At 35.3% G+C, this 14,430-nt stretch carries 15 protein-coding genes; 14 read left to right on the top strand and 1 reads right to left on the bottom strand.

The window, feature by feature from the left end; genetic code table 11:
• Nucleotides 1-113 precede the first annotated feature (113 nt).
• A complete protein-coding gene (locus tag P2086_RS01480; RefSeq protein WP_317898653.1) occupies nucleotides 114-1,136 on the bottom strand; it encodes a hypothetical protein in 1,023 nt (340 codons plus the stop codon).
• 292 nt (nucleotides 1,137-1,428) lie between these two features.
• Here P2086_RS01480 and P2086_RS01475 point away from each other — a divergent pair, with 292 nt between their 5' ends.
• The 14 genes from P2086_RS01475 to P2086_RS01410 all read left to right on the top strand — a co-directional run bounded on the left by P2086_RS01475 (nucleotide 1,429) and on the right by P2086_RS01410 (nucleotide 14,428).
• A complete protein-coding gene (locus P2086_RS01475) occupies nucleotides 1,429-1,962 on the top strand; it encodes an ArsR family transcriptional regulator (protein ID WP_317898652.1) in 534 nt (177 codons plus the stop codon).
• A 301-nt stretch (nucleotides 1,963-2,263) separates the two neighbouring features.
• Complete coding sequence (locus P2086_RS01470; protein WP_317898651.1) at nucleotides 2,264-2,467, top strand: hypothetical protein; 204 nt, start codon at nucleotides 2,264-2,266, stop codon at nucleotides 2,465-2,467.
• Nucleotides 2,445-3,056, top strand: coding sequence for a nucleotidyl transferase AbiEii/AbiGii toxin family protein (locus P2086_RS01465; RefSeq protein WP_317898650.1), 612 nt, complete (start codon nucleotides 2,445-2,447; stop codon nucleotides 3,054-3,056). Before P2086_RS01470 ends, P2086_RS01465 begins: the two co-directional genes overlap by 23 nt.
• A 178-nt stretch (nucleotides 3,057-3,234) precedes the next feature.
• Complete coding sequence (locus P2086_RS01460; protein ID WP_317898649.1) at nucleotides 3,235-3,732, top strand: UpxY family transcription antiterminator; 498 nt, start codon at nucleotides 3,235-3,237, stop codon at nucleotides 3,730-3,732.
• Between the two features lie 58 nt (nucleotides 3,733-3,790).
• Nucleotides 3,791-4,642, top strand: a complete 852-nt coding sequence (locus P2086_RS01455; protein ID WP_317898648.1) for an ABC transporter permease — start codon at nucleotides 3,791-3,793, stop codon at nucleotides 4,640-4,642.
• 108 nt (nucleotides 4,643-4,750) lie between these two features.
• On the top strand, nucleotides 4,751-5,041 hold the full coding sequence (locus tag P2086_RS01450) for a GxxExxY protein (RefSeq protein WP_317898647.1): 291 nt from the start codon (nucleotides 4,751-4,753) through the stop codon (nucleotides 5,039-5,041).
• A gap of 682 nt (nucleotides 5,042-5,723) precedes the next feature.
• Entirely contained in the window at nucleotides 5,724-7,016 is a 1,293-nt protein-coding gene (locus tag P2086_RS01445) for an ABC transporter ATP-binding protein (protein ID WP_317898646.1), read from the top strand.
• Nucleotides 7,017-7,028: 12 nt separating this feature from the next.
• Entirely contained in the window at nucleotides 7,029-8,015 is a 987-nt protein-coding gene (locus tag P2086_RS01440) for an NAD-dependent epimerase/dehydratase family protein (protein ID WP_317898645.1), read from the top strand.
• A 2-nt stretch (nucleotides 8,016-8,017) separates the two neighbouring features.
• The gene (locus P2086_RS01435; protein ID WP_317898644.1) at nucleotides 8,018-9,160 is read left to right on the top strand and encodes a DegT/DnrJ/EryC1/StrS family aminotransferase; all 1,143 of its coding nucleotides are present in this window, start codon (nucleotides 8,018-8,020) and stop codon (nucleotides 9,158-9,160) included.
• The gene (asnB, locus tag P2086_RS01430) at nucleotides 9,161-11,059 is read left to right on the top strand and encodes an asparagine synthase (glutamine-hydrolyzing) (RefSeq protein WP_317898643.1); all 1,899 of its coding nucleotides are present in this window, start codon (nucleotides 9,161-9,163) and stop codon (nucleotides 11,057-11,059) included.
• 6 nt (nucleotides 11,060-11,065) lie between these two features.
• Nucleotides 11,066-11,566 (top strand): acyltransferase, encoded by a 501-nt coding sequence (locus tag P2086_RS01425; protein WP_317898642.1) that lies wholly within the window; start codon nucleotides 11,066-11,068, stop codon nucleotides 11,564-11,566.
• A gap of 47 nt (nucleotides 11,567-11,613) precedes the next feature.
• Nucleotides 11,614-13,179 carry a hypothetical protein gene (locus P2086_RS01420; protein ID WP_317898641.1) on the top strand — a complete coding sequence of 522 codons (1,566 nt, stop codon included), beginning with the start codon at nucleotides 11,614-11,616 and terminating at the stop codon, nucleotides 13,177-13,179.
• A gap of 11 nt (nucleotides 13,180-13,190) precedes the next feature.
• Nucleotides 13,191-13,769 (top strand): PI-PLC domain-containing protein, encoded by a 579-nt coding sequence (locus P2086_RS01415; protein ID WP_317898640.1) that lies wholly within the window; start codon nucleotides 13,191-13,193, stop codon nucleotides 13,767-13,769.
• 5 nt (nucleotides 13,770-13,774) lie between these two features.
• Nucleotides 13,775-14,428 (top strand): HAD family hydrolase, encoded by a 654-nt coding sequence (locus P2086_RS01410; protein ID WP_317898639.1) that lies wholly within the window; start codon nucleotides 13,775-13,777, stop codon nucleotides 14,426-14,428.
• The last annotated feature ends 2 nt before the right edge of the window (nucleotides 14,429-14,430 follow it).

Genomic DNA, 14,430 nt, shown 5'->3' with positions numbered 1-14,430 from the left:
ATAATTATTTAAGTCAAAAACGTGGTTGCTTATTTTTGGGCGCTCGAGCGGGCCACGCCGGGCTCAACACACAAGCTGGCTCATCAAGCCACTGGTGTTTTTTGTCACAGGATTTACAGACTCTTACCCCTTTGTACCAAAGGAAAAATCTCTCTGATAAGCATGAAAACAATTAAAGGTGTCAGCATATAAAAATAGCGTCCGCAGTTATTACCATGCCCCGCTAAATGGCAAATGACATTAATCTGTAAAAAAAGAATTGAAATTTTTATAAGACTAAATCCATCAAACGAAAGTCCTTTTAATTTTTTGTAAAGAACAATACCTAGGTACACAAAAAGTAAATTAAGCGTCATTGCTAATTGTTTTAAATAAGAAGTCAATGAATAATTTATATGAAATAAATTTGAAGAAAAATAATTTCCCGATGCCTGGTAATCTAGGTGTGGTGTGTAAAAAACTGTTTTACGCAAAGTAACATGAACGAGAAAAAAAAGAGAACAAGCAATAAATATTTTGAGAAAATAAAAATCTTTGTGATAGAGATAGTCTATGAGCGCATAAGTTCCAACAGCAATCAAAATATATTCCCGCTGAAAAACTAAAAGAAGTAAGGGAATAATTATATAAGGTTTTTTGTCAAGATAGGCTTTTAAAGCAATCGCAAAAAGCAGAATTGAAAAAGCATCCGTTAAAGGCATTAATTCATAAAACAAGGTTCCAAAACCTAACAAATAAAGTAATGAACCCGTGAAAGAAAACAAAAAATCTTTGAAATGTTTTTTTAAAATGCTAAACAGAACAAGACAAGTAGCCGCTACAGATAAGTAATTAAAAAAGACGGCATTAAAATATACTTGTTTTAAAAAGCCCCAGGCAGCATATTTATCAAAGACTGTAGCGGTATCGTAAAAAAAATTTGCTTGGTAGAATAGGTGCGCGAAAAAAGCACCTACCAATCGCATATTATGCGGCGCAATTACTCGGCTGACATCAAAATCTTTATAGAGCCAATAGTATTGAAAAAAATCATGGGCTAAGGGTTCAGGGTCACCAAACTTGTAAACAAAATAAAATAGGGGGAGCCCTAGAAAAAGAAATAAAAGGTAAAGTAAAATGGAATTAAGTAATTTCATAAATAGATTCTGTTCAAACTGAAGATTTTCCAAACACGAATTTTACCACACAAAATACCATAATTTTCCCTTGTCGCGGTATTTAAAATACCAACATTCCATAACTTGTCGTGATGGGAAGGTATAGAGGTTGATGAATACTGCTAAGCTTAATTTCTCTTTAGTGAAAATTAGCGTAATTCGTGGCTAAAAACGAAGCAAGGTTTCCTCAAATTAAACCCATAATATTTTGCTTTTTTGAAAGAATTTCGCATCTTTGTTTGTATATATTGAGTACTTTTACTACTCAAACATGATTGAAACCCTCATATCCTCTAAAACGCGCGTCAAGCTGTTGCTGAAGTTCTTTCTGAACAGCAAGAACACCGCCTATTTACGCAATTTAGAAGAAGAATTTGGAGAGTCTACCAACGCCATTCGTTTAGAATTAAACAAGTTTGAGAAAGCCGGCTTCCTGGCTTCCGCTAGCGAAGGCAATAAAAAAATATTTAGCGTCAATACCAAGCATCCATTGTTTCCTGACATTAACCGCATCATCATGAAAATGACGGGTTTGGAATACGTGGTAGATTATCTTTTACAACGAATTGGTGACCTCGAAAAAGTTTACCTTGTAGGCAAAATGTCGAAGGGACAAGCAACAGAAATTATTGATCTGGTTTTGGTGGGTGACAATCTCAACAAAACCTTTTTAATAGAACAAATAGAAAAAGCAGAAAAAAAGATAGACAAAAAAATAAGGTATGTACACTACGGTTCCAGTGAGTTTGATATTGCGAAGATTAAAGAACCTGGCATGCATCCTTTGTTGATTTGGTCGCGGTAAACCACTAAGACACGGAGAACACGAAGGAGCACTAAGAGAAGGGGGTCAAGTTAGCAGGGGCGGTAGGCAGTGAATAGTAGGCAGTTTGCAGGAGCAGTTGATAGTTGGTATAAGAAGAGAAATGTTGAATGGACGTTTCATCATTTAACATTCAAAATTCAGTAATGGGACTGAGGTGGCGAAGCCATGAGAAATGCTAAATGTTCTTAATCTGTTTTAATGGAATAGTATGACAAGAAGCACTCTAATTAAAAAGTATAAGCAATTGTTTTGGTACTTCGATAAGACCAAGCTCGAAAGTATGAGTGATGAAGTATTAGTTGAATTTATTTTAAATTATGGGAGCTGGGAAGCCTTTTCTGATTTACTAAAAACCTTAGGAACGCCTAAAGTCGCTAAAATTTTTAAGATCCAAAAGGCCAAAAAAAGGACAAATTTATTGCCGGAGATCATTTATTTTTTTAACCTGTTTTTTAAAAAACATGCACCTGAATATATTAAGTAAGGAACAGTTTCAACAACTCACTATTCTATCCGCATTTAAACGCGAATATACACTGGTAGGTGGCACCGCCATCGCATTACATATTGGGCACCGTAAAAGCATTGATTTTGATTTATTTAAAAGCAATCAAATTCATCCCTCAAAAATAAAGAGCGCCTTAAGTGCCAAAAAATTAAAATATCAAATTTTATTTCAAAACGATGTCGGCTTTCATTTATTGATCAATGGTGTGAAGTGGACTTTTTTTTACTATCCATTTTTAATTCAAGATTCTGTTGTTAGGGAAAAGCAGTTTAAAATACCTGATTTGTTAACACTTGCAGCCATGAAAGCATATGCGCTCGGAAGGCGATCGAAATGGAAGGATTATGTTGATTTGCTATTTATTATTGAAAATCACCATACGATCGATCAAATTTCAAAACGGGCGGCAGAGATTTTTAAGGAAGCTTTCTCTGAAAAAATGTTCCGCATTCAATTAGTATACTTTAAAGATATTGATTTTAGTGAAGAGGTGGAATGGGTGGTAAAACCATTGTCGTTAAAGAAAATTCAAACTAGATTAATTCACTTTGCCTCTCAGTTATAATACAGGAGTTAATGGTGATTTTCAAAATTTATAATTCCAAACACTGTCACTTCGAGTAGATCCGACGCCAGGAGTCCCGATAGTTATCGAAGGGAAAAGAGAAATGCTAAATTTTAAATGAACCCAATAATTCAACATCCGATAGCTATCGGATAAACATTTATAATTTAAAATTTAAATGAATCAGTGGAAAGTCATATACGTCTCCTCCCGAGCTGAAAAAAAAGTAGCGGAACGCCTTCAACAAGACGGGATTGAATGTTACGTGCCCATTAAAAAAGAACTCAAACATTGGAGCGATCGTAAAAAGATGGTGGAAAGTCCTTTAATTAGCGGCTATGTATTTGTAAAACCAACAGCCTTGCAGCGAGATTCTGTACTTCAGTTTCAAAGCGTTTTACAATATGTGCGTTACAATTCAGGCGACGCCATTGTGAGAGACATTGAAATAGAAGCCTTAAAATCTATTGAAGAAAAAGGATATTTTGTAGATGGAGAATTCTCAAAAGATCTTAATACCGGTGACCGAGTAAAAATTGAACACGGCCCTTTTAAAGGTTTGTACGGCTCTGTAAAAACACAAGCGAAAGAGTGTATTTATAATATAAGTATTGAAGGTATTGGCTACGCGCTCACCGTGAAGGTGCCGGAAGAGGTGTTGGTGAAACAGAAATGAATTCACTGAACTTTTACATATCAAAAACTTTGCGCTCTTTGCGCCTCTGCGAGAAAATATGAACACTGATACAGAAAATTGGGACCTCGTCATCCAACCCAAATCTAAATGGTATGATCTACAACTAAGAGAAATCTTACGGTACAGTGATTTACTATTTTTATTTGTGCGCCGTGATTTTGTTGCGCTATACAAACAAACCATTTTAGGCCCGCTTTGGTTCTTCATTCAACCAATTATTACCTCACTTACGTTCGTGGTAATATTTGGAAACTTAGCTAACATTTCAACAGATGGTTTGCCGCAAATTTTATTTTATATGTGCGGGGTGACGCTTTGGGCTTACTTCTCAGACACTCTCACAAAAACATCCGATACCTTTACAGCCAATGCGAATATTTTTGGGAAAGTTTATTTTCCGCGGATGATTGTCCCTCTTTCAGTGGTTGTATCTAACTTAATTAAATTGGGCGTTCAGTTTCTTCTATTCATTGTTTTGTGGATTTTTTATTTGGTAACCACCGATTCTGTTCATCCAACATCAGCACTATTACTCGTTCCTTTTTTGATTATACTCATGGGTTTTCTTGGTTTAAGTTTGGGGATCATTATTTCTTCCCTAACGACTAAATACCGCGACTTAAAATTTTTGGTTGTGTTTGGAGTGCAATTGATGATGTACGCATCTCCAATTGTTTATCCACTTTCTATTGTTCCTGATAAATACAGATGGGCTATTTTGGCCAATCCTGTTACCAGTATTATTGAAACTTTTAAATATGCGTTTTTAGGTGTTGGAGAATTTAACTGGATGCATTTAGGATATAGTTTTGGTGTTACAGTGGTGTTGTTTGTGGTAGGATTGATTATTTTTCACAGAGTTGAAAAATCCTTTATGGACACGGTTTAAATTTAACCACATAGGCACATAGAAAGTAAGAAATTAAACTTGATGCTTAAAAAAGAAAACATAGGATTTTCGCTTCGCTCAAATAAAGAATCATTCATATAATTGAATTTGAAAATTGTAACGCAAAAATATCTGGATGAGTTAACCTATGAAGTTATTGGTGCAGCTATCGAAGTGCATAAAAACATGGGAAGGGGTTTATTAGAAAGTGTTTATCACCAATGTATGAAAGAGGAATTAAAACAGAGAAAGATAAATTTTAAAAGTGAATTAAAAGTGCCAGTTGTTTATAAGTCTAAAGAATTAGAAATAGATTTAAGGTGTGATTTATATGTTGAAAATTGTTTGGTAGTTGAATTGAAAGCAGTAAACGAATTACATAACTATATTGATGCTTAATTACTAACTTATATGAAACTCTTGAAAGCTCCTAAGGGACTTTTGATAAATTTTAATTGTTACAATATTTTTAATGAAGGCCAGAAAACATTAGTGAATGAGTATTTTAAATCACTTGAACCTGCGTAAATGGTAATAATTCCGAAGTTATGTTGTCACAAGTTTGAAGCGAAGCTTCATCCCGATAGCTATCGGGAATATGTTGTTCTATGTCTTAAGCATCCAGTCGATCCTATGTTCCTATGTGGTTAAGATAGGAAGATAAATTTCCAACCACTGTAGTTTAAAATTTGAATATGAGTAACACAGTCTTAAAAGTAGAAAACATCTCCAAACAATACCGCCTCGGCCAATTAGGCACCGGCACCAATAAATATGAACCACATAGGCACATAGAAAAAGAATGAAAAGCAATAGTAATAATAAAGAAAACATAGAATTTGAAGCAAAGCTTCAAATATATGTGGTTCTATGTCTTAGGCGTTTAGTTGATCCTATGTCTCTATGTGGTTAAAAAGTAGCACAAATAATTAACCACATAGGCACATAGAAAAAGATGAAAAACAAAGCAGGTAATAAAGAGAACATAGGATTTGAAGCGACGCTTCAAATTTATGTGACTCTATGTCTCCTTAGGCGTTTAGTTGATCCTATGTCTCTATGTGGTTAAAAAATACAACTAATGAGTAACATTGTTTTAAAAGCAGAAAACATCTCCAAACAATACCGCCTCGGCCAACTAGGTACCGGTACCATTTCCCATGACCTTAACAGGGCCTGGGCAAAGCTACGTGGAAAAGAAGATCCTTATCTTAAAGTAGGAGATGCTAACGACAGAAGTAAATCTGGTGGCAGCGATTATGTATGGTCATTAAAAGACATTAATTTTGAAGTGAAACAAGGTGAAGTACTTGGCATCATTGGAAAAAACGGAGCAGGAAAATCTACACTTTTAAAAATCCTTTCGCAGGTGACTACTCCTACAACCGGACAAGTAAAAGTAAAAGGACGCATTGCTGCACTGCTGGAAGTAGGAACAGGTTTTCATCCTGATTTGAGCGGACGCGAAAATATTTTTTTAAACGGTGCTATCTTAGGAATGACCAAGACCGAAATAAAAAGCAAACTCGACGAAATAGTTGATTTTAGTGGAGTTGCAAAATATCTTGATACCCCCGTAAAACGCTATTCTTCGGGTATGATGGTACGCTTGGGTTTTGCTGTAGCGGCTCACTTAGAACCAGAGATTTTGATTGTTGACGAAGTATTGGCCGTTGGTGATGCTGAGTTTCAGGAAAAATGTTTGGGGAAAATGAAAGATGTGAGTGGGCAGGGAAGAACAGTTCTGTTTGTGAGTCATAATATGCCTGCAATAAAATCATTATGCAAAACCGGTTTATATTTAAAGTACGGAGAAATAATCAAGCAAGGAAGAATTGAAGATGTGTTATCAGAGTATCTTTACGAAAATAAAGAAATCGCTGAGAGCGGAATCATACCAGAAAATTTTCATCGGCAAGCAGGCACTGGAGAAGCGCATTTTAAAAAAGTAGCCGTTGTTAACAATACTAATCAGATTGTGAAAGTGTTGCAATTTGGTGAAACATTTAAAATTATGTTGGAGTTTGAAGTCTTCAAGGAAATTTCGGAGTGTACGGTTTGTTTTATCATTTCAAACAATGTGGGTGATAATATATTATTTGGTCGTGACAAAAATCAAAGTGTTCTTCGGAGTAAAAAATTTGAAAAAGGAAAACACTCCGTTCAAATAGAAATGAACACCAAAATGATGCCTGGAAATTATAGTGTTACCGTAGGAATCATTTATACAAAAGAAGGAAATACGATAGACTGGGTGGAAAATATTTATGCATTTAAAGTAGCTTCATCTGGTTACGGGGGACAAGATGATTATCCTTATTATACAGTACACGGCTTTGTAGAGCCTGACACGATCTGGAACTATAACAAATAAACTAAAATAAATATGGAATTAAACAATTCAAAAGTTTTGGTAATCGGCGGAGCCGGATTTATCGGCAGTTTTGTAGTGGCCGAATTACTAAAAGAAAAAGTTAGCGAAGTGCTTGTTTATGACAATTTCGCACGGGGAAAAAAAGAATACCTGAAAGAATCTCTTAAAGACCCAAGATGTAAAATATTTCCAATAGGAGGCGACATAAGGGAAATAGACATATTAAATACTGCCATGGCAGGAATGGATTACGTAATATGTTTATCGGCCATGTGGTTACTTCATTGCAAAGATTTCCCACGCACGGCCTTCGATGTTAACATTGCGGGAACCTTTAATGTATTGGAAGCCTGTGTGAAAAACAACATTAAAAAATTAATTTGGTCTTCTTCCGCTTCAGTTTATGGAGATGCTGTACAATTACCAATGACTGAAGAGCATCCATTTAACAATAAAAATTTTTATGGAGCAACCAAAATCGCAGGTGAAGCAATGGCTACCGCATTTAATGATCGTTATGGCCTAAAAGTAATTGGACTACGCTATATGAATGTTTATGGGCCTCATCAGGATCAAACAGCTGCATATACGGGAGTTGTCCCTATTATGCTGAATAAGATTGACGCGAATGAAGCGCCTATTATTAATGGTGATGGCAGTCAAGCGTATGATTTTATTTATGTGGAGGATGTGGCACAGTGCAATGTAAAAGCGTTGAAGTCGGATGTGGATTATGGTTTTTATAATGTAGGAACAGAAGTACAAACTTCAATTAAAGAGTTATGTGATTTAATTTTGAATTTAAAAAAATCAAATTTAAAAGTTACCTATAAACCTTACAGCGCTGATGACGCAAGATCTTTAGTACAAAATAGAATTGGTTCTGCGGTTAAAGCAAAAAAAGAAATTGGATTTGAGTATAAGTATAACTTAACTGAAGGTTTGTTAAGATTAATAGCTTGGAGAGAAGAAAATAAATTTAAAGAAATCACAGCTTAGAAATGGAAAAAAGAATAATACCTATTTCATTACCTCATACAGGTGAAGAAGAGTGGCTAGCCACTAAGGAATCAATAATGTCTGGTTGGTTAACTGCAGGACCGAAGGTGCGCGAGTTTGAACAAATTTTCGCCAAACGTCACGGAGTAAAACATGCAATGGCTGTTACAAGCGCAACTACAGCTTTACATTTAGCATTAGTGGCATTGGGCGTAAAAGAGGGTGATGAAGTGATAGTTCCGGCTTTTACTTGGATCTCTACTGCAAATGTGGTTTTGTATTGCGGTGCGAATGTGGTATTTGTCGATGTTGACAGAACAACGTTTAATCTAGATGTTAACGATCTTAAAAGTAAAATTACACCTAAAACAAAGGCAATTATTCCAGTGCATTTATTTGGATTATGCGCTGATATGGATGCCATAAAAAAAGTTGCTGGAAATATTCCACTAGTTGAAGATGGAGCTTGTGCAGCTGGCGCTGGCTATAAGGGAAATGCGGCAGGTAGCTTAGGGACTCTTGGCTGCTTTTCATTTCATCCCCGCAAATCTGTAACTACTGGCGAAGGCGGTATGGTTACTACAAATGACGATGCACTGGCAGAACATATTTCAAATTTAAGGAATCACGGGGCTTCTATAAGCGAAGAGCAAAGACACCATGGTGCAAAACCATATATCCTTCCAGATTTTAATATGTTGGGCTATAATTATAGAATGACAGATTTGCAAGCCTCTGTAGGAATTGTGCAGTTGAAAAAGCTGGATTCGTTTATTGATGAACGTGAGACATGGGCTAAATTTTATGATGAGCAACTAAAAGAAATTAACTGGTTAAGGACCCCGCTTGTTGGAACTGATTACAAACATGGCTGGCAATCGTATGTAGTATATATTGATGAGTCAAAATCTCCAATATCAAGAAATGAGATTATGGAAAAGCTTCAGCAAATGGGAGTATCAACCCGTCCTGGTACCCACGCTCCTCACATGTTGCACTATTATGCTGAAAAATATAATATAAAACCGGATGATTTTCCTGGGGCAAGAGATTGCAATAATTATTCAATGTCAATACCGCTCTTTAATAAAATGACAGAGGAAGATTATCACTATGTGGTTCACTGTTTAAAATCTATAAAATAAGTGTGCGGAATAGCTGGAATATTTAACATCAACGGAAATCCAACTTCCTTAAGTACCATTAAAGCAATGACTACTAAAATTGCTCATCGTGGTCCTGACGGCGAAGGTTTTTATGTTAAAGAGAATATTGCGCTTGGGCATAGAAGGCTTGCGATACTTGACACCTCAGCACTTGGCAGTCAGCCAATGGAATCAAAAAACGGAGAGTGGGTAGTTGTATTTAATGGTTGTATCTATAATTACCTCGAATTAAAATCGGAACTTAAATCGAAAGGACATTCCTTTGTGTCTACCACCGATACCGAAGTAATTTCTGAAGGTCTCGCGGCTTATGGTCCATCTTATTTTGAAAGATTTGACGGAATGTTTGCAATTGCCGCCTGGCATACGCCAAGTAAAACATTGTACCTCAGCAGAGATCGTTTTGGCGTGAAACCTTTGTATTACTGGCTGAATGGTAAAACAATTTTATTTGCTTCAGAGATCAAAGCTTTTATGGCGCATCCTAGCTTTAAAGTTGAACTTAATCACGAAGCCTTAAATGAGTATTTCACTTTTCAAAACTTGTTTAGTTATCATACCTTATTTAAAGGTGTGGTTATGTTGCCCCCGGCGAATACTGTTAAGGTAAACACTGAAAATGTTACCAGTATTAAACATAATTCTTGGTGGAATTATAATTTCTCAGAGCCTGATGAAACCCTTACGTTTGAAGATGCTAAGCTAGAAACTGAACGATTGTTACAAAATGCTGTTGCCAGACAAATGATATCCGATGTCCCGGTTGGCTCTTATTTATCCGGCGGAATGGATTCAGGCTCCTTAACAGCCATTGCTAGTAAACATGTAAAAAGGCTTACAACGTTCACTGCAGGTTTTGATATGTCTTCAGTAACCGGTGTTGAAGCCAATTACGATGAGCGAAGGGATGCTGAACTAATGGCTAATTATTTTAAAACAGAACATTACGAACAAGTAATTAATGCCGGTGATTTGTCTTGGTCTTTGCCACGGGTAGTTTGGCACCTTGAAGATTTAAGGGTTGGCATGAGTTATCCAAATTATTATATCAGCAGACTTGCTTCCAAATTTGTAAAAGTTTGTTTGCAAGGAACTGGCGGTGATGAATTATATGGTGGTTATCCATGGCGTTATTACAGGGTTTTTCAATCCTTAGATCAAAAAGCTTACTTTGATAACTATTACGGTTTCTGGCAAAGGCTTGTTAGTGATGAAGACAAAAAAAACTTATTTAATACAGATGTTTATTCAAAGATCAAGGTCGAGGAACCAAGAAAAGTGTTTGAGAGAGTTTTTACATTTAATAAGCAGCTAAGATACGATACACCAGAACAGCATATAAATAATAGTTTATACTTTGAGATAAAAACCTTTTTGCCAGGTTTGCTTCTGGTTGGAGATAAATTAGCTATGGCTAACGGACTTGAAGAACGTTTTCCTTTCCTAGATAACGAACTTGTAAATTTTGCTCAAAAAATCCCGGTGAAGCATAAACTAGGAAATTTACAATTGATGAAAAAACTAGACGAGAACAGTTCGGGAAATAAAAAGAAAGGGTACCAGGAATTTGATGACGGTAAAAGTGTATTACGAAAAGCAATGATGGACTTTATACCTGAATCGATTGTGAATAGAAAGAAACAAGGTTTCTCTGCGCCAGATGAAAGTTGGTATAGAGGTGAAAATGCTGAATACGTCAAAGATTTGTTGTTGAACAAAAAATCAATTTCAGCAGAATTTATCAATCACGATTATGTAAGAAAAATAGTTAATGAGCATATAAACGAACGTGTTAATCACAGATTATTAATATGGAGTTTTATGAATTTCGAATGGTGGTGCAGGCTCTTTTTGAATGGAGAAAATTTTGAAAATTAATATTTGATGTTTATTAAATTTTTAGAAAGAATATTTAAGAAACGACGTTTGGTCGTAAAGAAAAAATTTAATCGAGTTTTACCATTAAATGAACTGCTGTCCGATAGATGGGAAAAAGCCATTTTTCTCGAGTTCGGAAAAGGTTCTAGTATTTATGATTCGTCATTGGTGTTTGGCGATGTTCAGGTCGGTGTAAATACTTGGATTGGTCCTTTCGTAATTCTTGACGGGTCAGGTGGCTTAAAAATTGGAAGTAATTGTTCAATATCGAGTGGCGTCCAAATATATACCCATGACACTGTACAATGGGCAGTTTCAGGTGGAAAAGAACCTTATGAATACGCGCCTACCGAAATAGGTGATAATTGTTACATAGCACCAAATGTTATTATCGCAAAAGGTGTTACTGTAGGTAAAGGTACAATTGTAGGGGCTAATAGTTTCGTGAACAAATCATTCGGAGAAAACTCCAAAATAGCTGGCAACCCAGCGAAACAAATCGATTAATTAGCTATAAAAATTAAACCGAACTACTCCAAATTTAATAGGGAAGAATGCTGTATTTGATTTTAATAGTGGCTTTTAGTTTAAGGATTTTACCAAGAATACTATTGCCAAAAGCAATTGGCGATGATGGGTATAGTTATTTTTCGGACGCGCAATTAATCAGAGATCACAAACAACGCATGCCCGAATTTTACAATAAAACACTTTTCAAAAGTAAATTCGGCTACGCGCACTATTATTCGAAATTGCTCTCATTATTTCCAAAAAAATTCGAAATTATTGTTGAAATGATTGTAAGTCCATTGGCAGATACATTAATTGTATTAGTTTCTTTTCTTTTTTTTAAGGATGTAATGGAGTACAGTCACTTACAAATTGAAGAATACTATTATCTACTGTTTGCAGCTGTGCTTACTTTGTTACCTGCTTATCTAAAAAATGATACCGGTCCAAGAGCGTATCAAGGCAGTGCCAGAGTTATTGGCCAATTGTTTTTTTTGTTAATCGTCTTGATGTTTCATAAATATATTAGTAGTAATAATTTTATTTTTCTAATGTTAGCCTCTTTCGTTGGGTCGTTAATGTTCCCAATGTCAGCTTTTGGTTCGCAGGCTTTTATATTCACTGGTATTTTTATTGGCTTAGTACTTCCTTCCTATTATTTGGTTGTAGTATTATCGGCGGTTTTTCTGTTTCTAATAAGTTTTGGTAAAGCCATTCAAAGATTTGAGGGTAGATTCGGACATTATAATTGGTATTTCAAATTTTATCAAAAAGCCACCTTGTATAAATGGAAATATCTTTCAAATCCTATATCAGATTATTTTACGCAAATAAAGTTTTGGCTTAAACTGCTAGTAACTTTTAAATGGAGGAGCTTGCTCATCTATTTTAACATCTGTTATAATCCAATACATCTGTTAGTGACTTCTTTTTTCTTTTTTGTATCTGCTTTTTTCTTTTTTAATTCCGATAATGGTGTTTTAAATTTTCTTTCTACTGTTGTGTTATCGGTATTGCTGGTTTACCTCTTAACAATGTTAAAACCACTGTTGTTCCTTGGCGAAGCTTATAGATATCTAGAGTACGGAGTGGTACCAGGATTAATTTTATTTTTTATTCAATTCAATAATTATAAGTGGTTTCTTCCTTTTATTTTAATCTGGATGTTAATTGCCATAGTGAGATATATATATTATGTAATAGAATTTCTTCGAAATAACAAAAGTTCAAACGATAACTATCCTTTTTACCAAGAGTTTTTTTTACGTATTAATCCCTTAATTGAAGGGAACGTTTATGGTTCAGTTTATTTTAGAACAAAAGCAGCCTATTTTGGCACATTTAACTATTTCGGAAACCGAGGTTTTATGAACTTAAATTACCTTTCTCTGGATGATAATTATTTGGCATTCGGTAATTATCCTGCACCAAGCGGTGATTTTATTGCTTTGATACGGCGTTTTGATTTAAAATATTGGCTCACCACAAAAAATGATTTAGATGATTATCTTATACACACGAAAGAATATGGAGATTTGTTATCTGTGTTAGAGTTGGTGGACACGGATGAAAGGTTAGATATTTTTTTGTATAAAATAAAAGAATCTTAATTACTTAACGCATGGCTCTGTTAAAAATCGCACACCGCATAAACACCATCGAACAGCTTAAAGCTACACCTCTGGAATACGGCGTAGAACTTGATCTTCGTCCCTATGGTACAAAAATAATTATCCATCACGACGCGTTTACTGATGGCGAAGATTTTGAAGAGTGGTTAAAATATTATAAACATAGTTTTATCATACTTAATACAAAAGCGGAAGGGATGGAAGAACGCATCCTTCAGTTAATGGAAGCCCAACAAATTAAAGATTACTTTTTCTTAGATCTTTCATTACCTTTTTTAATTAAGTACATGAAGAAAGGCGTTTCAAAAATGGCGGTGCGTTTTTCGGAATACGAACCACTCGATTTTGTTATGAAATTTGCAGGAAAAGTAGACTGGGTTTGGGTTGATTGTTTTACAGATCTCCCATTAACCTTTGAAAATTATGCGCTGCTAAAAAAACATTTCAAATTGTGTTTAGTCTCTCCAGAACTACAGGGCTTTGACCTAAGTAAAATAGAAAAATTTAAACAAAAATTAAAAGGAATGGACTTGGATGCGGTGTGCACCAAACGTCCCGAACTTTGGTAACCCTTATGCGGAATTATTCAGACATTGATCTAAATGGCGTAAAAGCAGTATTGTTCGATCTCGATGACACACTTTATGCGTATGAGCCTTCTCAAAAAAAAGGTTTTAATGCCTGTGTAAGCCTGGCTTTTAAAAAATACGCAATATCTGAAGGTGATTTTGAGAGAACATGGAAATTGGCGCGGGAGAAAGTACACGCAGATTTGCATGGTCAGGGTTCTTCGCACTCGCGATTACTTTATTTTCAAAAACAGTACGAATTTATTTTTAATAAGAGTAATCCAACATATGCCCTTGAAATGGAGGAACTTTTTTGGTCAGAATTTATTTCTATTATGAAATTAGATCCGGAAGCGAAGATCTTTTTAGAAGTACTAAAACAAAAAAATATCAAAACATGCATTGTAACCGATTTGACGACGCAGATTCAAATGAAAAAGTGGATTCATTTGGGACTGGGAAATTACTTCGACTTTCTTGTGAGTTCAGAAGAAGCAGGAGTCGAGAAACCGTCCTCCGAAATCTTTAATTTGGCATTAGAAAAGTTACACGTGAATGCTACCGACGCAATAATGATAGGTGATAACGAAAAAAAAGACATTGCCGGAGCCTCAGCGCTCGGGATAAAAAGCTATTTAATCCAAGCAAATAATAATTAAGA

The organism is Aurantibacillus circumpalustris (assembly GCF_029625215.1).
Lineage (GTDB): Bacteria > Bacteroidota > Bacteroidia > B-17B0 > Aurantibacillaceae > Aurantibacillus > Aurantibacillus circumpalustris.
The sequence above is the reverse complement of the archived record's forward strand: the minus strand, read 5'-3'. Positions and strand labels throughout refer to the sequence as shown.

What these genes read in the sequence shown, in the direction of transcription:
- P2086_RS01480 (WP_317898653.1), bottom strand. Translation starts at nt 1,136, where the DNA reads ATGAAATTACTTAATTCCATTTTACTTTACCTTTTATTTCTTTTTCTA.
- P2086_RS01475 (WP_317898652.1), top strand. Translation starts at nt 1,429, where the DNA reads ATGATTGAAACCCTCATATCCTCTAAAACGCGCGTCAAGCTGTTGCTG.
- P2086_RS01470 (WP_317898651.1), top strand. Translation starts at nt 2,264, where the DNA reads ATGAGTGATGAAGTATTAGTTGAATTTATTTTAAATTATGGGAGCTGG.
- P2086_RS01465 (WP_317898650.1), top strand. Translation starts at nt 2,445, where the DNA reads ATGCACCTGAATATATTAAGTAAGGAACAGTTTCAACAACTCACTATT.
- P2086_RS01460 (WP_317898649.1), top strand. Translation starts at nt 3,235, where the DNA reads ATGAATCAGTGGAAAGTCATATACGTCTCCTCCCGAGCTGAAAAAAAA.
- P2086_RS01455 (WP_317898648.1), top strand. Translation starts at nt 3,791, where the DNA reads ATGAACACTGATACAGAAAATTGGGACCTCGTCATCCAACCCAAATCT.
- P2086_RS01445 (WP_317898646.1), top strand. Translation starts at nt 5,724, where the DNA reads ATGAGTAACATTGTTTTAAAAGCAGAAAACATCTCCAAACAATACCGC.
- P2086_RS01440 (WP_317898645.1), top strand. Translation starts at nt 7,029, where the DNA reads ATGGAATTAAACAATTCAAAAGTTTTGGTAATCGGCGGAGCCGGATTT.
- P2086_RS01435 (WP_317898644.1), top strand. Translation starts at nt 8,018, where the DNA reads ATGGAAAAAAGAATAATACCTATTTCATTACCTCATACAGGTGAAGAA.
- P2086_RS01425 (WP_317898642.1), top strand. Translation starts at nt 11,066, where the DNA reads ATGTTTATTAAATTTTTAGAAAGAATATTTAAGAAACGACGTTTGGTC.
- P2086_RS01420 (WP_317898641.1), top strand. Translation starts at nt 11,614, where the DNA reads ATGCTGTATTTGATTTTAATAGTGGCTTTTAGTTTAAGGATTTTACCA.
- P2086_RS01415 (WP_317898640.1), top strand. Translation starts at nt 13,191, where the DNA reads ATGGCTCTGTTAAAAATCGCACACCGCATAAACACCATCGAACAGCTT.
- P2086_RS01410 (WP_317898639.1), top strand. Translation starts at nt 13,775, where the DNA reads ATGCGGAATTATTCAGACATTGATCTAAATGGCGTAAAAGCAGTATTG.